Raw genomic sequence first — 24,302 nt, 5'->3', positions numbered from 1 at the left:
AATGAGTGGTGACTTCCTCGCACTGGCACAACCAGGCGTGCAACAACTCTCGCCTTACGTTCCGGGTAAGCCCGTGGACGAACTGGCCCGTGAGCTGGACATCGATCCGGCCACTATCGTCAAGCTGGCGAGCAATGAAAACCCGCTGGGCGCCAGCCCCAAGGCCCTGGCGGCGATCCGCGACGAGCTGGCCGAGCTGACCCGTTATCCGGATGGCAACGGTTTTGCCCTCAAGTCCCTGCTGGCCGAGCGCTGCGGCGTGGAAATCAACCAGGTGACCCTGGGCAACGGTTCCAACGACATCCTGGAGCTGGTGGCTCGCGCCTATCTGGCGCCTGGCTTGAATGCGGTGTTCAGTGAGCACGCCTTTGCCGTCTATCCCATCGTTACCCAGGCCGTCGGTGCCCAGGCTCGCGTGGTTCCGGCCAACAGCTGGGGGCACGACCTGCCGGCCATGCTCAAGGCGATCGATGAGCAGACCCGCGTGGTGTTCATCGCCAACCCGAACAACCCGACCGGTACCTGGTTCGGCGCCGAGGCGCTGGACGAGTTTCTGCAGGATGTGCCGGCCCACGTGCTGGTAGTGCTGGACGAGGCCTATATCGAGTACGCCGAAGGCAGCGACCTGCCGGATGGGCTGGATTTCCTGGCGGCCTACCCGAACCTGCTGGTCTCGCGGACCTTCTCCAAGGCTTATGGCCTGGCGGCCCTGCGGGTCGGCTATGGGCTTTCGACCCCGGTGGTGGCCGATGTGCTGAACCGTGTGCGCCAGCCTTTCAACGTCAATAGCCTGGCTTTGGCAGCGGCCTGTGCCGCGCTGCAGGATGTGGATTATCTGGCAGAGAGCCGTCGTTTGAACGAAGCCGGCATGCAGCAACTGGAAGCGGGTTTGCGTGGCCTGGGCCTGAGCTGGATTCCTTCCAAGGGCAACTTCATTGCCGTGGATCTGGGGCGTGAGGCTGCGCCGGTATTCCAGGGCTTGTTGCGTGAAGGTGTGATCGTGCGTCCGGTGGCCAACTACGGCATGCCGAACCATTTGCGCATTACCATCGGCTTGCCGGCGGAAAACACTCGTTTCCTTGAGGCTTTGGCCAAGGTTCTGGCTCGTGGTTGATGTCATTCCAATGCAATCTGCTGTGCCTATGATCGGTCGCCTGGTGGTGATCGGCCTGGGATTGATTGGCGGCTCCTTCGCCAAGGGTTTGCGTGAAAGTGGCGTGTGCCGCGAAGTGGTTGGTGTCGATCTGGACCCGCAGTCCCGCCAGTTGGCGGTGGAGCTGGGGGTGGTGGATCGCTGTGAAGAGGACCTGGCCCTGGCTTGCCAGGGAGCCGATGTGATCCAGCTGGCGGTGCCGATCCTGGCCATGGAGAAACTGCTGGCCTTATTGGCTGGCATGGATCTGGGGCAGGCGGTGCTGACCGATGTCGGCAGTGCCAAGGGCAATGTGGTGCGGGCTGCGAAAGAGGCTTTTGGCGGTATGCCTGCGCGTTTTGTTCCGGGGCATCCTATTGCCGGTTCCGAGCAGAGTGGCGTTGAAGCCTCCAATGCGCAGCTGTTCCGTCGGCACAAGGTGATCCTGACGCCTCTGGAGCAGACCGATCCTGCTGCACTGGACCTTGTCGACAAGCTCTGGTGCGAGCTGGGAGCAGATGTCGAGCACATGCAGGTCGAGCGTCACGACGAAGTCCTGGCGGCGACCAGCCACTTGCCGCACCTGCTGGCATTCGGCCTGGTCGATTCCCTGGCCAAGCGCAGTGAAAATCTCGATATCTTTCGTTACGCTGCGGGCGGGTTCCGCGATTTCACGAGAATCGCCGGCAGCGACCCGGTCATGTGGCACGACATCTTCCTCGCCAATCGCGAGGCGGTACTGCGCACACTCGATACATTTCGCAACGACCTCGACGCCTTGCGCGACGCGGTCGATGCAGGGGACGGGCATCAGTTGTTGGGCGTATTCACTCGCGCCCGGGTTGCCCGCGAGCATTTCGGTAAAATCCTGGCCCGCCGGGCCTATGTGGACGCTATGAACTCCAACGATCTGATTTTCCTGGCAAATCCTGGTGGCCGCCTGTCTGGGCGGATTCGTGTACCGGGCGACAAGTCGATTTCCCACCGTTCGATCATGCTTGGCTCCCTGGCTGAAGGCACCACCGAAGTCGAAGGGTTTCTCGAGGGTGAAGATGCTCTGGCGACGCTGCAGGCGTTTCGCGACATGGGGGTGGTCATCGAGGGCCCGCATCACGGGCGTGTTACTATTCATGGTGTTGGTCTGCACGGCCTGAAGCCGGCGCCGGGTCCGATCTATCTGGGTAACTCCGGTACTTCGATGCGCTTGCTCTCCGGTCTGCTGGCTGCGCAGAGTTTCGACAGTACGCTGACGGGGGACCACTCGCTGTCCAAGCGTCCGATGAATCGTGTGGCCAACCCGCTGCGGGAAATGGGCGCGGTGATCGAGACTGCGGCCGAAGGTCGTCCACCGATGGTGATCCGTGGCGGTCACAAGCTCAAAGGGCTGACTTACACCTTGCCGATGGCCAGCGCCCAGGTTAAGTCTTGCCTGCTGCTGGCTGGCTTGTACGCTGAGGGCAAGACCACTGTCACCGAGCCGGCGCCGACCCGCGACCATACTGAGCGCATGCTGCGTGGTTTCGGCTATTCGGTCAGCGTCGACGGCGCCACCGCCTCGGTTGAGTCGGGCGGCAAGCTTAAGGCGACCCATATTGAAGTGCCGGCGGATATTTCCTCCGCTGCATTCTTCCTGGTGGCGGCTTCGATCGCTGAAGGTTCAGAGTTGGTGCTGGAGCATGTCGGGATCAACCCGACCCGGACCGGCGTGATCGATATCCTGCGTTTGATGGGGGCGGATATTCGTCTGGAAAATCAGCGCGAAGTCGGCGGTGAGCCGGTTGCTGATTTGCACGTGCGTGCCGCCAAGCTCAAGGGTATCGAGATTCCTGAGGAGCTGGTGCCTCTGGCGATCGACGAATTCCCCGTGCTGTTCGTGGCCGCCGCCTGCGCCGAAGGGCGTACTGTGCTGCGTGGCGCGGAAGAGCTGCGGGTCAAGGAGTCTGATCGTATCCAGGTAATGGCTGATGGTTTGCTGACCTTGGGGGTCAAGTGCGAGCCGACTCCAGACGGCATCATCATTGATGGCGGCCAGATTGGTGGTGGTGAGGTTCATGGTCACGGCGATCACCGTATCGCCATGGCATTCAGTGTTGCCTCGCTGCGTGCCAATGCGCCGATTCGTATCCATGACTGTGCGAACGTCGCTACCTCGTTCCCGAACTTCCTCGCGTTGTGCGCGCAGGTGGGGATTCGTGTCGCACAAGAGGCTCAGTCGTGAATATCAAGGCGCCTGTGATCACCATCGATGGGCCAAGTGGTTCGGGCAAAGGCACCATTGCTGGCAAGCTGGCCAAGCATCTGGGTTGGTGCCTGCTGGATTCCGGGGCTCTGTACCGGTTGCTGGCTTTTTCTGCGCGCAATCATGGTGTTGATCTGACTAACGAAGAGTCGCTGAAGCTGCTGGCGGCTCACCTGGATGTACAGTTCCTTGGTGCCACTGAAAATCATCCGCAACGGATCATTCTGGAAGGCGATGATGTGACTGACGACCTGCGTAATGAACAGGTTGGCGCCTGGGCTTCCCAGGTAGCGGCTCTGCCGGCTGTGCGTGATGCCTTGTTGCAGCGCCAGCGCGCATTCCAGGAGCCGCCGGGCCTGGTTGCGGATGGTCGCGACATGGGGACGGTGGTATTTCCCGATGCGCCATTGAAGATCTTCCTGACTGCCAGCGCCGAAGAGCGTGCCCGGCGGCGCTACTTGCAGTTGAAGGGAAAAGTCGATGGTGTTAGTCTGTCGAGTCTGCTAGATGAGATTCGTGCGCGTGATGAGCGCGATACCCAGCGAGCGGTAGCCCCGCTCAAGCCGGCGGCTGACGCCATACAGCTGGATTCCACGGAGTTGTCCATCGATCAGGTGTTGCAACACATCTTGAGTGAGATCGCCATTCGCGATATTGCCGGGTGAATAAGGAGGGTCGCGGGGGACCAGTCATAGTCCTGCGATTTTTCTTTTATATGAACGTAACCCACATCGTCTGGGATGTGGCAGATGGGCGTATTCTTCGCCCTTATCAACAGGAATTAAAATGAGCGAAAGCTTTGCGGAACTCTTTGAAGAAAGCCTAAAAACCCTGAACCTTCAGGCAGGCTCCATCATCACCGGTGTTATCGTCGACATCGACTACCAAGCGCGTTGGGTAACCGTTCACGCTGGTCTGAAGTCTGAAGCACTTATCCCGCTTGAGCAGTTCTACAACGATGCTGGCGAACTGTCCATCAATGTTGGTGATGAAGTTCACGTTGCTCTGGATTCGGTTGAAGACGGCTTTGGTGAAACCAAGCTCTCCCGTGAAAAAGCCAAGCGCGCTGAATGCTGGATCGTTCTGGAAGCAGCCTTCGCAGCTGAAGAAGTGGTTAAGGGCGTTATCAACGGTAAGGTTAAGGGCGGCTTCACTGTCGACGTTAACGGCATCCGTGCGTTCCTGCCAGGTTCTCTGGTTGACGTCCGTCCAGTGCGCGACACCACGCACCTGGAAGGCAAAGAGCTCGAGTTTAAAGTCATCAAACTCGACCAGAAGCGCAACAACGTTGTCGTTTCCCGCCGTAGTGTCCTTGAAGCCGAGAACTCCGCTGAGCGTGAAGCTCTGCTGGAATCCCTGCAGGAAGGTCAGCAAGTCAAAGGTATCGTCAAGAACCTCACCGATTACGGCGCATTCGTCGATCTGGGTGGCGTCGATGGCCTGCTGCACATCACCGACATGGCTTGGAAGCGCATCAAGCATCCTTCCGAAATCGTCAACGTTGGCGACGAGATCGATGTCAAGGTTCTGAAGTACGATCGCGAGCGCAATCGTGTTTCCCTGGGCCTGAAGCAGCTGGGTGAAGATCCATGGGTTGCTATCAAAGCTCGTTACCCAGAAAGCACCCGCGTTACCGCGCGCGTAACCAACCTGACCGACTACGGCTGCTTTGCTGAGCTGGAAGAAGGCGTTGAAGGTCTGGTACACGTTTCGGAAATGGACTGGACCAACAAAAACATCCATCCTTCGAAAGTCGTACAAGTCGGCGACGAAGTGGAAGTTATGGTTCTGGACATCGACGAAGAGCGTCGTCGTATCTCCCTCGGCATCAAGCAGTGCAAGTCCAACCCATGGGAAGACTTCTCTGGCCAGTTCAACAAGGGCGATAAAATCTCCGGCACCATCAAGTCGATCACCGATTTCGGTATCTTCATTGGTCTGGACGGCGGCATCGACGGCCTGGTTCACCTGTCCGACATCTCCTGGAACGAAGTGGGCGAAGAAGCCGTACGTCGTTTCAAGAAGGGCGACGAGCTGGACACCGTTATCCTGTCTGTTGATCCAGAGCGTGAGCGTATCTCCCTGGGTATCAAGCAGCTGGAAAGCGATCCGTTCTCCGAGTACGTACAAGAGAACGATAAAGGCGCAATCGTTAAGGGTGTTGTAAAAGAAGTTGACGCCAAAGGCGCCATCATCACCCTGGCTAACGACATCGAAGCTACTCTGAAAGCCTCCGAAATCAGCCGTGACCGCATCGAAGATGCGCGCAACGTTCTGAAAGAAGGCGAAGAAGTTGAAGCCAAGATCATCAGCGTTGACCGTAAGAGCCGTGTAATCCAGCTCTCGATCAAGTCGAAAGACGTTGAAGACGAGAAAGAAGCTATCCAGAGCCTGCGCGACAAGCCAGCTGCTTCGGATATCGCTGCTGGTCCTACCACTCTGGGCGACCTGCTGCGCGCACAGATGGAAAAACAGAACTAAGTTCTGTTAGACCATAAGAAAAGGGCGACTTAGGTCGCCCTTTTTTGTGTCTTGAAATTGTCAGGGCTGATGCTGGTGTGGAGGGAAACCAACGTCTGCAATGAGTTGTCTCTTTAGTAAGCGAGCCAATTACATATTAAGGTCTAGGCTTTGTTTAACAGGTACGGTGTTTGAGCAGCAGGGGCTGCCATAAGGAAGAGTATGACCAGGCTAGTTGTAGTTGTTTTGGTTCTTCTCCTGGCTGGGTGTACGACCAACGTAAAGACTCACGTGGTTCGTGGGGTCAGTGGCATAGAGATCGATTGTTCCGGGTTGGGGGCAGGTTGGGATAAATGTTACAAGCGTGCTGAGCGCGAGTGTAAGGCTGCTGGTTATAAGGTCATTACCAAGTCTAGTGATGCCAAGGAAGAGGAGGGTGATTACCCTTTTGGTTGGAATCCGGCCGGTTACTTGACTAGAACGATGCTCGTCATGTGTCGATAAGACGGGTTTGAGCTTTTTGCCGTCGTGCCTCTGGTAATGGAAAAGAGGTTTGTGCTGGCAAGTCGGCACTTGGGCTGTTCAAAACCTTCAGAGCATGCTAAAACCTTTTGAGCACTGACCTAGCTGCTTGAAAAAGAAGGGAAAAATATGACGAAGTCGGAGTTGATCGAACGAATTGTCACCCATCAAGGGCTGCTCTCATCCAAGGATGTCGAGTTGGCCATCAAGACGATGCTTGAGCAAATGTCTCAGTGTCTGGCTACTGGCGATCGGATTGAGATTCGAGGGTTTGGTAGTTTTTCGCTTCACTATCGTGCTCCTCGGGTAGGACGGAACCCAAAGACGGGTCAGTCAGTTAGCCTGGACGGAAAATTCGTTCCTCATTTCAAGCCGGGTAAAGAGCTTAGGGATCGCGTTAATGAGGAGGAGGGAAGCGACTTTTGAATTTTGGATGTAGAAAACTATAATGTTTTGGTATTTATGAGGATATGGCTTTCGGTATGGTTTCGCTGTGCTCCATTGAGAAAATTTAACGAATCTTCTTTGTGATAAGCAATAGGAGATTTTTTGGGTTTTGGGTTTTGGGTTTTTTGGTTGAATGAACGTCGAGGTCTGATTGACACTCCTTCAGCGTTACGGTGTTCGTGCTGGTCGAGTTACATTTTTTTAGTTGTGCCTTTTGGAAATGTTTTCTCCTCTGTCGACTATTGATGGAGTGGCTTTTATTTTTAGTTTTAGTGTTATGCCGAGTATTACTTGATAGCGAGATGGCTCATCTGAGCTCTACAAGTGCATAATGTCTTTTTGAGTGTTTCAGATACCACTCTGTAGCGCCGGTTTGAAAAGGTTCGCATAGGAAATGGGCAGGATACTTTTGACGGGGGCATCCGGTTTTGTAGGGAGAGCTGTCCATGACTGTTTGTCCAAGATCACAGCACACGAGTTGGTGGTTGCGGTACGAAAGCATATCTATGGGTTGCCAGTAACTACTAGTGTTGCGCAGATTGATCAGATCGACGGTACCACGGATTGGATGCATATTTTAGTGGGTTGTGATGTTGTAATACATGCAGCCGCCCGTGTGCATGTAATGAATGACTCCTCTGTTGATCCTCTTGCCTCATTTCGAAAAGTTAACGTAGAAGGGACTCTAAATCTAGCGAGGCAAGCTGCGCAAAAAGGTGTACGTCGTTTCGTATTTATCAGCTCCATCAAGGTCAACGGAGAGGAGACATCTCTCGATGTTCCCTACACCGCTGATGCAGCCCCTGCACCGGTGGACCCTTACGGCATCTCCAAGATGGAAGCGGAAAATGGACTGATGATCATTGCCGCTCAAACTGGAATGGAGGTCGTGATCATTCGCCCAACGCTAGTTTACGGTCCTGGCGTGAAGGCCAACTTCTTGAATATGATGCGCTGGTTGCATAAGGGTATACCTTTACCTTTTGGTGCAATACACAATCGCCGTAGTTTAGTGGCGTTGGGTAACTTGGTTGATCTGATAATTGTTTGTATCGCGCACCCTAAAGCAGCAAATCAGAAGTTTTTGGTCAGTGATGGTGACGACCTCTCAACAACAGAGTTGTTGCAGCGAATGGCGCGCGCGCTGCGAAAACCTGCTCGTTTGTTGCCCGTGCCAAGTGTTTTTTTGACGGTTTGTGCAAATTTTTTTGGTAAAAGATCACTCTCCCAGCGATTGTGTGGGTCGCTTCAGGTTGATATTTCCAAGAATCGTGAGTTGTTAAGTTGGACCCCACCGATCGCGGTCGATGCAGCTTTCGATGCTACAGCTAAATATTTTCTTGACGAGCAGGTCTGATTTTTTGTGCCTCTTGAAGATTGCATCAATAGATTGTTTTTATTGTTTAATGAGATCGATGCCTGTAGTGCTTGCTCTCTCATTCGGTTTTAGGAATTAGAATGTCCATGGCGATCTGGTGGTTGATGCTGACAGTGGTCGGTATTTCGCTTCTGTTAACTTGGGTTCTGCGTCGTTATGCATTAGCACGCAGTTTGATGGACATCCCCAATAGTCGCAGCTCCCACTCCATACCTACTCCAAGGGGAGGAGGGGTGGCAATTGTCCTAAGCTTTCTTGCAATCGCCCCGATTCTAAGCCTTTTTGTTGATATTCCTTGGCCTTATATCTGGGCTCTGTGGGGTGCTGGAGCGTTAACTGCTGTAGTTGGCTTTCTTGATGATCATGGGCACATTGCTGCGCGCTGGAGGCTGCTTGCTCACTTCATTGCAGCGATTTGGGTACTGGTTTGCCTGAGTGGCTTTCCACCTGTTCGTTTGTTTGAGATTGACTTCAATTTTTCATGGGCGGGGCATGTTTTTGCCATTTTCTATCTAGTCTGGATGCTCAATTTATACAACTTCATGGACGGTATTGATGGGTTAGCCAGTGTACAGGCGGTCAGTGCCTGCTTTGGCGCATGTGTCATCTATTGGTTAGCGGGAGACACATCGTTGATTTGGGCTCCATTGCTATTGGCGATGGCAGTACTAGGTTTCCTCTACTGGAATTTTCCTCCGGCACGTATCTTCATGGGTGACGCGGGAAGTGGGTTTCTCGGGCTTGTGCTGGGAGTGTTCTCAATTCAAGCGGCCTGGACTTCTCCAAGATTTTTTTGGATCTGGCTGATTCTTCTTGGTGTGTTCATTGTTGATGCGACCTTTACTCTGGCTCGTAGATTGTTACGAGGGGATAAAGTGTATGAAGCGCATCGCAGTCATGCTTATCAATTTGCATCTCGTCAGTTTGGTCGGCATTTACCAGTGACCCTTGCAGTGCTGGCGATCAATGTACTTTGGTTGTTTCCCATAGCCATATGCGTTGGGCTGCTCGGCCTGGATGGTACTATTGGTCTAATGCTGGCTTATGTACCTTTGCTTTTCCTTGCTTTCAGGTTTCATGCTGGTGAGTTGGAACAGGCTGGCTAATTTATCCCAACGCCAGAAGCTGCCGAGTGGTGTGCAAGAAAGGTTGAGGCTAGGGTTCGAGGTTCGAAAAGGGATTATGGATAAAATACGAACGTGCCTGTTGAGGCTTCCACGCAGACAAAAAAGAATTCTGCAGGTGATCACCGATATTTTGCTGGTGTGGGTCGCGTTGTGGATGTCGTTTGTCGTCAGGCTAGGGTTTGATGACCTGAATAACCCCTTCGTTGTGCACTTCTGGCTATTTGCCAGTGCGCCAATTGTTGCTATTCCTCTGTTCATTCGGTTTGGAATGTATCGTGCGGTCATGCGTTACTTTGGCAACGATGCCCTCATTGCCATAGTAAAAGCGGTGACGCTGTCTTCTTTGGTTCTTGCATTGATTGTCTATCTGTATAGCAATCATCAGACCGTAGTGCCTCGCTCAATCGTGTTCAACTACTGGTGGTTGAGCATGGTACTGATCGGAGGTCTCAGGCTGGTCATGCGGCAGTACTTTCTGGGTGATTGGTTCACCACTGCCCAGCACGTACCGTTTGCCAATCGAGACGATGGTTTGCCTAAAGTCGCCATCTATGGTGCGGGGGCTGCTGGTAATCAGCTGGTTGCAGCATTGCGATTAGGACGCATGATGCGTCCGGTTGCGTTTATCGATGATGACAGCAGTATCGCAGATCGAATGATTGCGGGGATCCAGGTCTACAAACCCAAACATTTGCAGCAGATGATTGACGAAACTGACGCAGAAGAAATTCTTCTTGCGATCCCTTCGTCCACTCGTAGTCGACGTAGAGAGATATTAGGTTATTTGGAGGGTTTTCCTCTTCATGTCCGAAGCGTTCCAGGCTTTATGGATCTCGCCAGTGGCCGGGTAAAGGTAGATGACATTCAGGAAGTAGATATCGCCGATCTGCTTGGGCGAGATTCCGTGCCTGCTCAAGGAGATCTGCTCGCCCACTGTATTAAAGGTCAAACTGTTCTGGTGACGGGGGCTGGAGGGTCTATTGGCTCTGAGTTGTGTCGGCAAATTCTGAACTTGGGTCCCACTACTTTAATATTACTCGATCATAGTGAGTTCAATCTTTACAGTATCTTGTCCGAGCTTGAACAGCGGCTTTCGAGAGAGTCTCGAGCGGTCAGGCTGTTGCCGATTTTAGGTTCGGTGCGTAACTACGATAAGCTATTGTCTGTTATGAATTCTTGGCGTGTTGATACTGTTTATCATGCGGCTGCTTATAAGCACGTGCCTATGGTGGAACATAATATTGCTGAGGGCGTACTTAATAATGTCATGGGTACGCTTAATACTGCGCAAGCTGCATTGCAATCGGGTGTTGCTAACTTTGTGCTGATCTCCACTGATAAGGCTGTTAGACCAACAAATGTAATGGGGAGCACCAAGCGTTTGGCAGAGCTCACGCTGCAGGCCTTGAGTAAAGAGTTGACACCTGTATTTTTCAATGATTCGTCAAGCATATCTCGGGTTAATAAAACCCGGTTTACCATGGTCCGTTTTGGTAATGTATTAGGCTCCTCGGGTTCGGTAATCCCACTGTTCCATAAGCAGATAAAGTCTGGTGGGCCGTTGACCGTCACTCATCCCAAGATTACACGTTACTTTATGACCATTCCGGAAGCTGCACAGTTGGTCATTCAGGCCGGTTCGATGGGCCAGGGCGGTGATGTGTTCGTACTGGACATGGGGGAGCCGGTAAAGATTATTGAGTTGGCAGAAAAGATGATTCATCTTTCCGGGCTGAGCGTGCGTTCAGAAAAGAACCCTCATGGCGATATATCCATCGAGTTCACTGGCCTGCGGCCTGGTGAAAAGCTTTACGAAGAGTTGCTGATTGGTGACAACGTAGTGGCTACTCGGCATCCCATGATTATGAGTGCTAATGAAGACCATCTGCCCTGGGATACGCTCAAGGAAAAATTGAACGAACTCCTTACGGCGCTTGAGTTGGATGATTATTCGAAGGTTCGTCAATTACTTCGTGAAACGGTAAGTGGCTATACGCCAGACAGCGAAATTGTCGATTGGATCTACCAGCAACGCCGATTGGAACCTTGAATCTACACAACCGGTAACCCTCCTGCCTTTGACTTGCCCCCTGCATCACCTAGGTTTGGAAGGCAGCTTCGGAACGCTGCCTTCCTTATCGATGTTATGGAGCGTCATTATGCGTAACCCTTATTTTTCCTCACTGATCTTTGCCTTTCTAGCCAGCCTCTCGCTTGCCACCCATGCGGTGCAGGTCACTAAAACAGAGGTAACCCCGCCAGTAGTGGCAGAGCATTCAACTGTTCAAACAAGCAAGGTCAACCTGAATACTGCCGACGTGTCTTCGTTGCAGCGAGAGCTCTTTGGAATTGGCGAGGCTAAGGCCAAGGCAATAATTACCTATCGCGAAGAGAACGGTCCTTTCGCTTCGATCGATGAGTTGTTGGAGGTTAAAGGTATCGGCAAGACTATTTTGGAGCGCAATCGAGACAAGCTGACGGTCAACTGATCTGTGCTCGTCGCGATGAAGGCCGGTCTTTGACCGGCCTTTTATGTTTCGTAACCCTGTAGCCTGAAAGTGAGCGTGTATCGACGAGATAGATTTTTTTCATGAACTCATGAAATATTATTATCGTAATATTTTGTTGTGTCTCTGTTTTTCAAATCAGAGAGCGTCCATTACTTGCATGCACCGTCAGGAGTACAGCTATGAGTCCGATTCGATCACAAGGTACGGCGTTGATAACTGGTGCTTCATCCGGTATCGGTGCGGTTTACGCTGAGCGGTTGGCAGCGCGAGGTTTTGATTTGTTGTTGGTAGCCCGCGATGAAGCACGTTTGCAGACGGCAGCCAAGGTCCTGAGCGATAAGTATCAGGTGCAAGTCGAGGTGCTTAAAGCTGATCTGACGCTCAAGGATGATCTGCTGCAGGTCGAGCAACGCTTGCGCGAGGACTCGAGCATTAGTTTACTGCTGAACAATGCCGGGGTAGCTGCAAACGGACCTTTGGCTGGTGCTGATCTGGATCAGATGGAACGCATGATTCAGCTCAATGTGGTGGCCTTGACCCGTCTGGCTGGAGCAGCCGCCACTAGTTTTTCGGCTGCAGAACGAGGAGCAATCATTAATATTGCTTCGGTTGTAGCCTTGATCCCGGAGCGCTTCAATGCGACTTACAGTGCCACCAAGGCTTATGTGCTCAGCTTGACGCAGTCGCTGCAGGCTGAGTTGAAGGGCTGCGGCGTCCAGGTTCAGGCGGTCCTGCCGGGGATTACTCGTACCGAGATCTGGGAGCGATCAGGCCTGGATGCGACAACTATTCCACCTGAGATGGTGATGGAGGTTGGAGAGATGGTCGATGCTTCTTTAAGTGGCTTTGATCAGGGGGAATTGATCACCCTACCTTCACTGCCCGACGCGGCGGACTGGCAAGCGCTGGTAGCGGCGCGTCTGGCGTTGGGGCCCAACTTGTCGAGGAGTAGCGCTGCTGCACGCTACAAGTAAGGCATGCACTTGGGGCGGGTGCCTTACGCCCGTTCCTGGTCTTTCAAGCCCTCACGAACGACCTCCAGTATCTGCACGCTTAACTCTGGGCTTTCCACGCTGCGCGAGAGCATCAAGGCGCCGACCAGAGTCGACATGATCAACAGGCTGCGCTGACTTTTGTTTTCGCCTTCCAGGGTTGCCGCTACCTGCGTCACTCGGGCGGTGAGGACCGCATCGGTAGTGGGACTGGGTTGGCCTCGTTGACCTAGTTCCGAGCTCATTGTTGGCAGTGGGCAACCTTGATCAGGTGAGCTCTGGTGCCACTCGGAAAGGTAGTTGTCGATAAACGCCGCCAAAGGATGCTCTTGTGCAAATAGCTTGGCGCAATGGGTGTCCAGGTCATCGGCCGCCACTGAAAGCGCCTTTTCTACTAACTCCTCCTTGGATTTGAAGTGGGAGTAAAAACCTCCATGAGTCAGGCCCAAGGCTTTCATCAGTGGTTGTAAGCCCGTTGCACCTATTCCATCACGACGAAAACGTTTCGAAGCTTCTTTGATAATGCGTTTATGTGTCTGGGCTTTGTGGTCTGCTGAATAACGCATCTGAGAAACCTCCGCAACTAGACCACTATTTTAACCAATGTTCATTGGGTTACGTCCAACTTCTGAGCGTGCTTTGGAACCTGGTTACAGCTTTCAGACAGGTTTTCATGCCATGAGTGGTCATTTGGAAGCTGGCACGATAAGTGGTTACTGCTTACTCAACAGTTGTTGAACAATCCTCAGGAGCTTCCATGAGCAATGGTTTATCCCTTGCGGATCATATTACGTTGGAGCTGCGTGCTGACATTATCGGTGGCCGGCTATTACCTGGGATGCCTCTGGTAGAGAGTGTGTTGGTCAGCACCTATAACGCTTCTCGCAACACCATTCGTGAAGCGTTGCACCGCTTGGGGCAGGAAGGGCTTACTTCCTATGTACGCCATAAAGGTGTGGTAGTTCGTTGTCTTGGCAGTGATGACGTCCGCGATCTGTTCCGAGTGCGCCGCACCTTGGAGTTGCAGGCGATTCTCAATGCAAGACCGCTGCGTGAGTACCAGTCGGACCGCATGCTTGATGCTATCGAGGCGGCCGAGTTGGCCAGAGAGCGTGAAGACTGGCGCGCCGTCGGTACCCATGGGTTGCGCTTTCACCAATATGTAGTGGCGCTGCTGGATTCGCGACTGTTCGATGAGTTCTTCACCAATGTAGTGGCGCAGTTGCGTCTGGTGTTTTGTGTCGCGCCAGATGAAGCGCTGTTCCAGGCTCCCTGGCTGATGCGTGACCGGCAGATCCATGAGTCGCTGGTAGAGGGAGACAAAATCTCCGCTGGCGAGGCCATGGAGCTTTATCTGGACGACTCCGAGCGCTTGTTGTTGAACATACTCAGCCAATCCTTCCGTCACTGAGCGAGGGCGATACCCATGTACAAAGACTATCCAGCGGCTTATCAGGTCAGCAAAGGTTCGGCACTACAGGTGGATACGGCTTTTTATGAACGCATCCGCGCCAACCAGGCACAGCGCATATTGATTGAGCAATTCGAAGTACCGATTCGTACTGGTCGTGCCTGGACGGTGCCGGCGGGGCATGTGTTTCGAGTGACCACTCCGGAGGGGCCGCAAGTGGGAGACTTCAACGTCTGGAATGCCAATGACCCGCGAGAGCGACTGTGGGCCGCTCGTACCCGGCAGTTGCAGGGAGCACATGTCAGTACCTACGATCGGCTCTGGTCGAATCTACCCTTTCTGCGACCGCTGGTGACGATCACTGATGACAGCCTGGCGCATTACGGTATCGACGAGCACGGTGGGCGGTTGCATGATCTTTTGGGCACCCGTTGCGACCCCTATGTGAACCGCATGCTTACGGGCGAGGATTTTCATCATCACTGCCATTCCAACCTGACGCGGGCTGTCCTGCCCCACGGTCTCACCGAATTCGATGTGCACGACGTCTTGAACATTTTCCAGTGCACGGGCCTTAACCATGACGACATGTATTTCATGAAGGCCTGCCCGGCAGAGAAGGGTGATTACCTGGAGTTTTTTGCCGAAATCGACCTGCTTTGTGCGTTGTCGACCTGCCCGGGAGGGGATCTGTCCTTGCCAATGTGGGGCCCAGAGGCTCAGGACCCATTAAGCGTGTGCCGCCCGCTGGGCGTAGAAGTCTATCGCCTTGAGGCGTCATTGCTCGAGGGTTGGAGCCCGCCGGAACGGGCAGCCTACAAAGGTCAGCACGGTTTGCACATCGCCAAGGCCGAGTGGGAAAAGTAACGCCTCAAACAGCCCCTTCATCAATGGGTGAAGGGGCTGGAGAGGTTAACGGTCCTGGGTTTCCTTGGCATCCATTTCCGCATTGCGTTCGGCCACGCGCTTACGTTGCTCATCGGTCAGCTCGACCTTGTTGGCTGTGTCGCGCAGCATCATCAAGCCGCCGACGATCGAACCGATAGCAACCACCAGAATCAGCCAGGCATACCAGGGCATAGGGCTCTCCTTAATCGGCAGTTTTCCGAGGGCGGAGGTTCGCCCCCGGCACTGCCTGTAACGCTTTGAGTTAAAGCGCTTCGCACTGGTTCCATTGTATGCCTGATCGGTCTTCTGGGCGCGGTCGCAGCCTAAAGACCGGTGAGCATGGCATCCGCCGGAGCATTGGCGCGCAATTGCCCGGTGAGCTGGAAGTAGATAAAACCGAGCAGCATGAATCCGAGGAAGATCAAGCCGATCAGGGCGTTGAACCAGGCCATGGCCACCAGGCACACAACTGCCAGCGTCAGTGCGATGGCTGGTACCAGTGGATAGCCAGGGGCGCGGAAGGTGCGCAGCAGATTCGGCTCTGCCTTACGCAGTTTGAACAGGCTGAGCATGCTCATGATGTACATCACGATCGCCCCGAACACGGCCATGGTGATCATCGCTGCGGTGAGGGTCATGCCGCCAAGGTTGATCAGGCCATCGGAGTAGATCGCGGCTATGCCGATCAGGCCGCCGGCGATGATCGCCCGGTGCGGTGTCTGAAAGCGCGACAGCTTGGCCAAGTAGGTCGGCAGGTAACCGGCTCGGGCCAGGGCGAAGAACTGCCGTGAGTAGCCGAGGATGATTCCGTGGAAGCTGGCCACCAGGCCAAACAGACCGATCCACACCAGCATGTGCAGCCAGCCGGAACTGTCGCCGACCACGGCTTTCATCGCCTGGGGCAATGGATCGTTGATGTTCGACAGGGTACGCCAGTCGCCCACGCCGCCGGCGAAGAACATTACCCCCATCGCCAGCAGCACCAAGGTCAGGATGCCGCTGATGTAGGCTTTGGGGATGGTGCGCTTGGGGTCCTTGGCTTCCTCGGCGGCCATGGCCGCACCTTCGATAGCCAGGAAGAACCAGATGGCGAAGGGGATGGCCGCAAACATCCCGGCAATTGCTGGGGCGCCGAAGGTGTCAGCTCCAGCCCAGCCATTGAGGGCGAAATTGCTGAAACTGAACGCTGGGGCCACAACGCCCATGAACACCAGGAGTTCAGCCACCGCCAATATGCAGACCACCAGTTCGAAGGTGGCCGCCAGTTTTACCCCGAGAATATTCAGGCCCATGAAGACGATGTACGCACCAACCGCAGCATGCTTTGGGTCCAACGCCGGGAATTGCACATTCAGGTAGGCACCAATGGCCAGGGCGATGGCCGGTGGTGCGAAGACGAATTCGATCAGGGTCGCCAACCCGGCAATCAATCCTCCTTTTTCACCGAAGGCGCGACGGCTGTAGGCAAAGGGACCTCCTGCATGAGGAATCGCTGTGGTCAGCTCGGTGAAACTGAATATAAAGCAGGTATACATAGTCGCGACCAGTAATGAGGTCACGAGAAAGCCCAAGGTTCCGGCCACGCCCCAGCCATAGCTCCAGCCGAAATATTCCCCGGAGATCACCAGGCCGACCGCGATGCCCCATAAATGCAGCGTGCCCAAGGTGGGCTTGAGTTGTGTGTTCATTGGTTGCTCCCTGAACGGTTGGAAGTGCTCGGGACTGGCCCGTGCAGTGGCCATGCCAGTCTTGCGGCGACCGTCGTAAAGTCCAGAAAGCTGTCGTATCGAGGATGTTTCCCGGCTTTTTACCGCTGATGGCGTTCAACCTGGTGCATGGCTGCGCCTCCCATTAGGGCAGGGCGGCCGTTCGCATCCCTGGCCCCGTCCTATCGCCGCCCGCGTAAACGCCGCATAAAGCCAGTCTTTACGCTTTCTTTATGAGTCGCCCACCCCGTCGATCTCGTTCCTTTACAGGCACCCTGCGGACAATGTCTGCATTCGCGGCAAGCGCCGTACCTCGGAGACATTCCATGAACATTCTGGACGCGGTGTCGCTGCTGCTAGCAGTGGGCCTGTTCGTTTATCTACTGGTTGCGCTGTTGCGCGCGGATCGGAACTAGGAGCTGCGGCTATGCACAGTTATGACTATTGGCTGATCCTTGCCTTCTTTGCGCTGGTGCTGTTGCCCGCGCCCTGGCTTGGACGTTTCTACTACAAGGTGATGGAAGGTCAGCGCACCTGGCTGAGCCCGATACTGGGGCCAGTGGAGCGCATCTGTTATCGGATTTCCGGTGTCGACCCGCAGGTGGAGCAGAGCTGGCAGAAGTACACCCTGGCTTTGCTGGTCTTCAACCTGGCCGGATTTGTCCTGCTGTTCGCTATCCTCCTTTTTCAAGACCACTTGCCCCTCAACCCGCAGAATCTTCCAGGGCAGGAATGGACCCTGGCGTTCAACACTGCCGTTAGCTTCGTTACCAATACCAACTGGCAGTCCTACAGCGGCGAGGCTTCCCTGAGCTACCTCAGCCAGATGGTTGGGCTGACTGTGCAAAACTTCGTCAGTGCCGCCACCGGCCTGGCTGTGCTGGTTGCCCTGTGCCGGGGTATCGGCCGCCGTTCGGCGCGTACCCTGGGCAACTTCTGGGTCGACATGACCCGCGCCACCCTCTATGGCCTGTTGCCGCTGTGCCTGCTGCTGGCTCTGTTCCTGGTCTGGCAGGGTGTGCCCCAGACCTTTGCCCACTACGTGGATGCGCTGACTGTGCAAGGCAATGACCAGGTGATTCCCCTGGGCCCGGCGGCCAGCCAGATTGCGATCAAGCAACTGGGTACCAACGGTGGCGGTTTCTTCGGCGCTAACTCGGCGCACCCGTTCGAGAACCCGACGGCCTGGAGCAATTTGTTCGAGTTGGTGTCGATCATCCTGATTCCGGTGGCCCTGGTGTTCACCTTCGGTCACTACGTCAAGGACTTGCGCCAGAGCCGCGCGATCATTGCCTGCATGTTTGCCTTGTTCCTGATTGGTGGCGCTACCTCGCTGTGGGCGGAGTACCAGCCGAACCCGGCGCTGCAGAATGCCGCGGTGGAACAGACGGCGCCGCTGGAGGGCAAGGAAACACGCTTTGGTACTACCGCCACGGTGCTCTGGTCGGTCACTACCACCGCAGCTTCCAATGGTTCGGTAAACGGCATGCACGACAGCCTGAACCCTCTGAGCGGCATGGTGGCGCTGATCAATATGATGGTCGGTGAAGTGATCTTCGGGGGGGTTGGCGCTGGCCTCTACGGCATGCTGCTGAACGTGTTGATCGCGGTGTTCCTGGCCGGGTTGATGATCGGCCGCACTCCGGAGTACCTGGGCAAGAAGCTCCAGGCCAAGGAGGTGCAACTGCTGGTGGTGACCCTGATGGTAATGCCGATCGGCGTTCTGGTCCTGGGCGCCCTGGCCGCCAGCTTGCCTGGCCCTGCAGGTGCCATCAGCAACCCGGGACCTCACGGCTTCAGCCAGCTGTTGTATGCCTACACCTCGGCCAGTGCCAACAACGGCTCGGCGTTTGGCGGCTTCAGTGCCAACACCCCGTTCCACAACCTGATGCTGGGCCTGGGCATGCTGATTGGACGCTTCGGCTACATTCTGCCGGTGCTGGCCCTGGCTGGCAGCCTGGGGCTGAAGAAGATCGCACCTATCGGCCAGAACAGCTTCCCCACCCACGGTCCATTGTTCGTGGCTTTGCTGACCGTGACCATTTTGCTGGTGGGTGGCCTGACCTTCCTGCCGACCCTGGCGTTGGGCCCTATTGCCGAACAACTGAGCATGGGCTTCTGAGGACCTGATGATGAATATGCATGTTCCTGCCTCCAACAAGGCCGTTGACGCGGCCACCAAGGGCAAACACACACATGGCGAGGCCTCGAGCACTGCGATCTCGGCCTTGTGGCGCCCGGCGCTGATCCAGGCATTCGTCAAGCTCGACCCGCGCCAGTTGCAGCGCTCGCCGGTGATGCTGGTGGTCGAGTTGACGGCGATCCTGACCACCGTGCTGTGTTTCATTCCGGACCCTGCGGTACCGACTTTCGTCGCCGCACAGATCGCCCTGTGGCTGTGGTTCACCGTGCTCTTCGCCAACTTTGCCGAGGCTCTTGCAGAAGGTCGTGGCAAGGCCCGTGCCGACAGCCTCAAGGCTGGTAGCGAAGGCTTGAGCGCTCGCCGCAGGACCGCCGACGGTAGCTATCAAATGGTGCCTGCGGCCAACCTGCGCAAAGGTGATGTGGTGCGGGTCGAGGCCGGGGAGATGATTCCCGGAGATGGCGAGGTCATCGAAGGCATTGCCGCCGTCAACGAGGCGGCAATCACCGGTGAGTCGGCGCCGGTGATTCGTGAGTCCGGTGGTGATCGCTCGGCGGTCACCGGCAATACCCGTCTGGTCTCCGACTGGTTGTTGGTGCGCATCACCAGTAACCCTGGTGAGTCGACCCTGGATCGCATGATCGCCCTGGTGGAGGGCGCCAAGCGGCAGAAGACGCCGAACGAAGTGGCCCTGGATATCCTGCTGATCGGTCTGACCCTGATCTTCCTGCTGGTAGTGGTAACCCTGCAGCCCTTCGCCCACTTCGCCAACGGCAGCCTGCCGCTGGTGTTCCTGGTGGCGTTGCTGGTGACCCTGATTCCCACCACCATCGGCGGTCTGCTGTCGGCCATCGGGATTGCCGGGATGGATCGCCTGGTGCGCCTGAATGTAATCGCCAAGTCCGGTCGCGCGGTAGAGGCCGCGGGCGACGTGCATGTGCTGCTGCTGGACAAGACCGGCACTATCACGTTCGGCAATCGCCGCTGCAGCGCCATTCATCCGGCCCCGGGTGTCAGCGCCAAGGAACTGGCCGAGGCGGCACTGCTAGCCTCCCTGGCGGACGATACCGCTGAGGGCAAATCCATCGTCGAGTACCTGCGCGAACTTTATCCACAGCCTGAACCGGGCAGTGCGGTGTTGACTGCAGTGCCCTTCAGCGCGGAAACCCGTCTTTCCGGCGTTGACTACCAGGGCCGGATCTATCGCAAGGGCGCGGTGGATTCAGTGCTGAACTTCGTCGGTCTGAAGCGCAGTGACCTGGCCCCGGCCCTGTCCCGGGAAATCGACAAGATCGCCCAGAGCGGTGGCACCCCATTATTGGTCTGCGCCGAAGGCCGGATGCTCGGCGCCATTCACCTCAAGGACGTGGTCAAGCCAGGTATCCGCGAGCGTTTTGCCGAGTTGCGCAAACTGGGGATCCGCACCGTCATGGTGACCGGCGACAACCCGCTGACCGCCGCCGCCATTGCTGCCGAAGCCGGGGTCGATGATGTGCTGGCCGAAGCCACACCGGAAAAGAAACTGGCGCGTATCCGTCATGAGCAGAACGACGGGCGTCTGGTGGCCATGTGTGGTGATGGCGCCAACGATGCCCCGGCACTGGCCCAGGCCGACGTCGGCATGGCGATGAACGACGGCACCCAGGCGGCTCGCGAGGCGGCCAATATGGTTGACCTGGACAGCGACCCGACCAAGCTGCTGGATGTGGTGCAGATCGGCAAGGAGCTGCTGGTGACCCGCGGTGCCCTGACCACGTTCTCCATCGCCAACGACGTGGCCAAGTATTTCGCCATTCTGCCGGCGCTGTTCGCGGTGATTTATCCACAGCTTGGCGTGCTCAACATCATGCACCTGACCAGCCCGCAGAGCGCGATCCTCTCGGCGATCGTGTTCAACGCCCTGATCATTGTGGTGCTGATCCCCCTGGCTCTGCGCGGGGTCCGGGTCCAGGCGGCGAGCGCCGCCCACTTGCTGCGGCGCAACCTGCTGATCTACGGCGTGGGCGGGATAGTCGTGCCCTTTGTCGGGATCAAGCTGATCGACATGCTGTTGACCGCGCTGCATCTGGTGTAAAGCCCCTCTTGCAGGAGCCGGCTCGCCGATGAAGGCGTCCATGCTGGTTCCTGCCGGGATTGAACGAATCGAGGATTGAGAGATGTCTAGCGTATTGCGTCCGGCCTTGAGCCTGATTGTATTGATGACCCTGATCACCGGTGTGGCCTATCCGCTGGTGGTCACCGGAGTGGCCCAGTTGGCGTTTGCGGACCAGGCCAATGGCAGCCTGGTGCGTGATGCCGACGGCAAGGTGCGCGGCTCGGCACTGATCGCCCAGGATTTTGTCGGTGATGCCTGGTTCCATCCGCGTCCATCGGCGGGTGCCTTTGCCACGGTTTCCAGCGCCGCCAGCAACCTGGCGCCGAGCAACCCGGCGCTGGCAACACGGGTGATTGACGATGCCAACAAGCTCCAGGTTCCGGGGCAAGGAGCGGTGCCCCTGGCATTGCTGACCACCTCGGGCAGTGGTCTTGATCCGCACTTGCCACCCGAAGCAATTGACTATCAACTGGCGCGTGTCGCGGCGGCGCGCAATCTGCCGCCAGCCAAGTTGGAGGCACTGGTTCAGGCCCATGTCGAGCGTCCGCTGGTAGGGCCGCCGGTGGTCAACGTACTGTCCCTGAATATGGCCCTGGAGCGTCTGTAGCCGGTGCTGGGTCTGCGAGGCTGCGATAAGGCCAATGCGGCTTTTGCGGCCCTCAAGAATGGCGTTTCCTTCAACGGAGCGCATGGCCTGTCGCAGCAGCTAAAGTGCGAATTGAACTGAATATTTTGTTGCAGAGAGATAACCCATGAGTGATTCCGGCCGCGCCGACGCGCTGCTCGCTGATCTGCCTCGGGATGGCCGTGGCCGGCTCAAGGTCTTCCTCGGTGCCGCTCCCGGTGTCGGCAAGACGTACGCCATGCTCCAGGCTGCCCATACGCAATTGCGCCAAGGGGTCAAGGTGCTCGCCGGGGTCGTGGAAACCCATGGCCGTGCCGAGACCGAGGCGCTGCTGGGGGGGCTGCCGCAGCAACCCCTGGTGCGTTCGGAGTACCGCGGGGTGATGCTGGAAGAGATGGACCTGGACGGTCTGCTCAAGGCCAAGCCCAAGTTGGTGCTGGTGGATGAACTGGCTCACAGCAATGCACCGGGCAGCCGGCATGCCAAGCGCTGGCAGGATATTCAGGAGCTGCTGGCGGCGGGAGTCGACGTGTTCACCACAGTCAATGTCCAGCACCTGGAGAGCTTCAACGATCAGGTGCGCGGTATCACTGGGGTCCAGGTGCGCGAGACGTTGCCCGACTGGGTGCTGCAGGAAGCCTATGAACTGCTGCTGGTGGACTTGCCACCGCGCGAATTACTGGAGCGGCTGCGCGACGGCAAGGTCTATGTGCCGGAGCAGGCGCGGGCGGCCATCGATGCTTTTTTCACCCAGACCAATCTCACCGCTCTGCGCGAGTTGGCGATGCAGGCCGCTGCGGCCCAGGTGGATAACGATCTGGCCCTGGGCTATCGCCAGTTGGGGCAGGCGGCGCCGGCGGTGCGCGGGCGTTTGCTGGTGGGGATCGATGGCGATGCCCAGGCCGAACGCCTGGTGCGCCATGCCAGCCGAGTGGCACAGCGCCGGCACCTGCCCTGGAGCCTGGTCCACGTAGACAACGGGAGCGTGCGTGATGAGCAGTCGCGCTTGCGCTTGCAGGCGGCCCAGCAACTGGCCGAGCGCCTGGGCGGGGAGGTGGTCCTGCTACGGGCCGGTGAGGTGGCCAAGACCCTGATCCGGCATGCTGCTGAGCGTCGCGCCAGCCTGTTGCTGGTGGGTCAGTCCAGTCGCGGCTGGCGTCGGCGCTGGTTGGGTGGCGGCCTGGCGGCGCGCTTGCTGCGCAATGCCGATGGCTTGGAAATCAACGTCCTGGACAGCGAGCCGCAGCCTCATCAGCCGGGCTTGCGGGCCAAGCGTTCGCTGGTATGGTTCGACTATGCCCTGGCGTTGGTGGCAACGGTGCTGGCCAGTGCCCTGGCTTGGGGCGTGGCCAGTGTCCTGCCGTTGCCGAACATCTCCCTGGTGTTTCTTGCCGCGGTGTTGCTGGTGGCAGTGCGCAGTAGCCTCGGACCGTCTCTGGTCTGTGCTGCGTTGTCGTTCTTGAGCTATGACTTTCTGTTTATCCCGCCGAGTTTCTCCTTCGCCATTCAGCGCGAAGAAGATGTACTGACCCTGTTGTTCTTCCTGCTTATGGCCGCGCTTACCGGCAATTTGGCTGCGCGTCAGCGTCGGCAGTTGCAGGCCCTGCGCGATACCCAGGAGGAAACCAACGAACTGCTGGACCTGTCGCGCAAGCTCACCGCTGCCACCGACCGCCAAGCAGTGATCAGTGCCGCGGCCCAGCATTTGAATGGTCGTGATGAACTGCGTATTTGCCTGCTCAATCGTGACGCGCAGGGCGGCTGGAAAGTTGAAACCGGCAGCTCGCCGCAGTTTTCCGAGGCCGAGCGTGCCGCGGCCGACTGGGCCTGGCAGCATGATCAGCCTGCGGGGCTTGGCACCGGGACTTTGCCTTTGGGTCGTTGGTGGTGGTGGCCTTTGTCGGTGGATGATGGCCCCCTGGGCTTGCTGGGGGTCTGCCCTAGGGAAGGCGAAGAGTTCAGCGGCCAGCGTCGGCGCCTGCTCACCGCACTCAGCCAGCCACTGGCCCAGGCGTTGGCCCGGGCACGTCTGGCCGAAGACCTGGAGGCGGCGCGGCTGCACGGTGAAACTGAGCAATTGCGTAGCGCCTTGCTAGCTTCGGTGTCCCACGACCTGCGCACGCCACTGACTTCGATGCGCGGCAGTATCGACAGCTTGCTGGCGCTGGGGGAGGCGATTCCTCTGGAGGACCGTCGTGAACTGCTCGAAGGCACTCGCGATGAGGCCGAACGCTTGGATCGCTATATCCAGAACCTGCTGGACATGACCCGGCTTGGCCATGGTGCGTTGAAGCTGGCCCGCGACTGGGTCGCGCCGGGGGACATCGTCGGCAGTGCCCTGAACCGCCTGCGTGCGGTGCTGGCACCGTTGCAGGTGAGCACCGAGCTACCGCCAAACCTGCCATTGCTTTATGTGCACGCGGCTTTGATCGAGCAGGCCCTGGTCAATGTGCTGGAGAATGCCGCACGTTTCTCACCGCCCCAGGGCCGCCTGCAACTCAAGGTCAGTGCCGATGAGCAGGCGTTGAGCTTTGCCGTCAGCGATGAAGGTCCGGGAATCCCCGAGGACGAACGAGCGAAGATCTTCGACATGTTCTACACCGCTGCCCGTGGCGACCGGGGTGGGC

General features: G+C 56.9%; 21 protein-coding genes. 18 read left to right on the top strand and 3 right to left on the bottom strand.

Translation table 11 applies throughout. From position 1 onward, the window contains the following. The first annotated feature begins 1 nt into the window (after window position 1). The 11 genes from hisC to GV818_RS26700 all read left to right on the top strand — a co-directional run bounded on the left by hisC (window position 2) and on the right by GV818_RS26700 (window position 12,789). On the top strand, window positions 2-1,114 hold the full coding sequence (gene hisC / locus GV818_RS26745; protein WP_161777962.1) for a histidinol-phosphate transaminase: 1,113 nt from the start codon (window positions 2-4) through the stop codon (window positions 1,112-1,114). Between the two features lie 28 nt (window positions 1,115-1,142). Continuing rightward, a complete protein-coding gene (locus GV818_RS26740; protein WP_161777984.1) occupies window positions 1,143-3,350 on the top strand; it encodes a bifunctional prephenate dehydrogenase/3-phosphoshikimate 1-carboxyvinyltransferase in 2,208 nt (735 codons plus the stop codon). Then, window positions 3,347-4,036, top strand: coding sequence for a (d)CMP kinase (gene cmk / locus GV818_RS26735; RefSeq protein ID WP_161777961.1), 690 nt, complete (start codon window positions 3,347-3,349; stop codon window positions 4,034-4,036). The genes GV818_RS26740 and cmk overlap by 4 nt, the downstream gene beginning before the upstream one ends. Window positions 4,037-4,157: 121 nt before the next feature. Beyond that, window positions 4,158-5,852, top strand: a complete 1,695-nt coding sequence (gene rpsA, locus GV818_RS26730) for a 30S ribosomal protein S1 (protein WP_007931318.1) — start codon at window positions 4,158-4,160, stop codon at window positions 5,850-5,852. Between the two features lie 201 nt (window positions 5,853-6,053). Beyond that, window positions 6,054-6,335 carry a hypothetical protein gene (locus GV818_RS34595; RefSeq protein ID WP_256679539.1) on the top strand — a complete coding sequence of 94 codons (282 nt, stop codon included), beginning with the start codon at window positions 6,054-6,056 and terminating at the stop codon, window positions 6,333-6,335. Window positions 6,336-6,482: 147 nt separating this feature from the next. Then, complete coding sequence (ihfB, locus tag GV818_RS26725) at window positions 6,483-6,779, top strand: integration host factor subunit beta (RefSeq protein ID WP_161757067.1); 297 nt, start codon at window positions 6,483-6,485, stop codon at window positions 6,777-6,779. Window positions 6,780-7,194: 415 nt separating this feature from the next. Next, complete coding sequence (locus GV818_RS26720; protein WP_161777960.1) at window positions 7,195-8,157, top strand: UDP-glucose 4-epimerase family protein; 963 nt, start codon at window positions 7,195-7,197, stop codon at window positions 8,155-8,157. Window positions 8,158-8,264: 107 nt separating this feature from the next. Further along, window positions 8,265-9,284, top strand: coding sequence for an MraY family glycosyltransferase (locus GV818_RS26715; RefSeq protein WP_161777983.1), 1,020 nt, complete (start codon window positions 8,265-8,267; stop codon window positions 9,282-9,284). A 76-nt stretch (window positions 9,285-9,360) separates the two neighbouring features. Next, a complete protein-coding gene (locus GV818_RS26710; protein ID WP_161777959.1) occupies window positions 9,361-11,355 on the top strand; it encodes a polysaccharide biosynthesis protein in 1,995 nt (664 codons plus the stop codon). A 109-nt stretch (window positions 11,356-11,464) separates the two neighbouring features. Continuing rightward, window positions 11,465-11,794 (top strand): ComEA family DNA-binding protein, encoded by a 330-nt coding sequence (locus tag GV818_RS26705; protein WP_161757064.1) that lies wholly within the window; start codon window positions 11,465-11,467, stop codon window positions 11,792-11,794. A gap of 200 nt (window positions 11,795-11,994) precedes the next feature. Continuing rightward, window positions 11,995-12,789 carry an SDR family NAD(P)-dependent oxidoreductase gene (locus GV818_RS26700; protein ID WP_161777958.1) on the top strand — a complete coding sequence of 265 codons (795 nt, stop codon included), beginning with the start codon at window positions 11,995-11,997 and terminating at the stop codon, window positions 12,787-12,789. Between the two features lie 23 nt (window positions 12,790-12,812). Here GV818_RS26700 and GV818_RS26695 read toward each other — a convergent pair whose 3' ends face one another. Next, window positions 12,813-13,373, bottom strand: coding sequence for a TetR/AcrR family transcriptional regulator (locus tag GV818_RS26695; RefSeq protein WP_161777957.1), 561 nt, complete (start codon window positions 13,371-13,373; stop codon window positions 12,813-12,815). A 191-nt stretch (window positions 13,374-13,564) separates the two neighbouring features. Here GV818_RS26695 and GV818_RS26690 point away from each other — a divergent pair, with 191 nt between their 5' ends. Together GV818_RS26690 and GV818_RS26685 are read left to right on the top strand one after the other, a co-directional pair. Continuing rightward, window positions 13,565-14,218 (top strand): GntR family transcriptional regulator, encoded by a 654-nt coding sequence (locus tag GV818_RS26690; protein ID WP_161777956.1) that lies wholly within the window; start codon window positions 13,565-13,567, stop codon window positions 14,216-14,218. A gap of 15 nt (window positions 14,219-14,233) precedes the next feature. Continuing rightward, window positions 14,234-15,085 (top strand): urea carboxylase-associated family protein, encoded by an 852-nt coding sequence (locus tag GV818_RS26685; RefSeq protein WP_161777955.1) that lies wholly within the window; start codon window positions 14,234-14,236, stop codon window positions 15,083-15,085. 45 nt (window positions 15,086-15,130) lie between these two features. Here GV818_RS26685 and GV818_RS26680 read toward each other — a convergent pair whose 3' ends face one another. Further along, window positions 15,131-15,298 carry a DUF2897 family protein gene (locus tag GV818_RS26680; protein ID WP_161757059.1) on the bottom strand — a complete coding sequence of 56 codons (168 nt, stop codon included), beginning with the start codon at window positions 15,296-15,298 and terminating at the stop codon, window positions 15,131-15,133. A 131-nt stretch (window positions 15,299-15,429) separates the two neighbouring features. Further along, window positions 15,430-16,794 (bottom strand): ethanolamine permease, encoded by a 1,365-nt coding sequence (gene eat, locus GV818_RS26675; protein ID WP_161757058.1) that lies wholly within the window; start codon window positions 16,792-16,794, stop codon window positions 15,430-15,432. Window positions 16,795-17,138: 344 nt separating this feature from the next. Between eat and kdpF the strand changes: the two genes are divergently transcribed. The 5 genes from kdpF to GV818_RS26650 form a co-directional block, all read left to right on the top strand. After that, window positions 17,139-17,228 carry a K(+)-transporting ATPase subunit F gene (kdpF, locus tag GV818_RS26670; RefSeq protein WP_016964080.1) on the top strand — a complete coding sequence of 30 codons (90 nt, stop codon included), beginning with the start codon at window positions 17,139-17,141 and terminating at the stop codon, window positions 17,226-17,228. Between the two features lie 11 nt (window positions 17,229-17,239). Beyond that, window positions 17,240-18,934 carry a potassium-transporting ATPase subunit KdpA gene (kdpA, locus tag GV818_RS26665; RefSeq protein WP_161757057.1) on the top strand — a complete coding sequence of 565 codons (1,695 nt, stop codon included), beginning with the start codon at window positions 17,240-17,242 and terminating at the stop codon, window positions 18,932-18,934. Between the two features lie 10 nt (window positions 18,935-18,944). Next, window positions 18,945-21,029: a potassium-transporting ATPase subunit KdpB gene (kdpB, locus tag GV818_RS26660; protein ID WP_161757056.1), complete on the top strand. Its 2,085-nt coding sequence runs from the start codon at window positions 18,945-18,947 to the stop codon at window positions 21,027-21,029. Window positions 21,030-21,111: 82 nt separating this feature from the next. Further along, on the top strand, window positions 21,112-21,657 hold the full coding sequence (gene kdpC, locus GV818_RS26655) for a potassium-transporting ATPase subunit KdpC (RefSeq protein WP_161777954.1): 546 nt from the start codon (window positions 21,112-21,114) through the stop codon (window positions 21,655-21,657). Window positions 21,658-21,802: 145 nt separating this feature from the next. Then, on the top strand, window positions 21,803-24,302 hold a 2,500-nt coding region (locus GV818_RS26650), incomplete at its 3' end, for a sensor histidine kinase (protein ID WP_161777953.1).

The sequence above is a fragment of the Pseudomonas sp. Fl4BN1 genome (genome assembly GCF_009908285.1).
Lineage (GTDB): Bacteria > Pseudomonadota > Gammaproteobacteria > Pseudomonadales > Pseudomonadaceae > Aquipseudomonas.
This window is presented reverse-complemented; position numbering and strand designations above follow the sequence as displayed.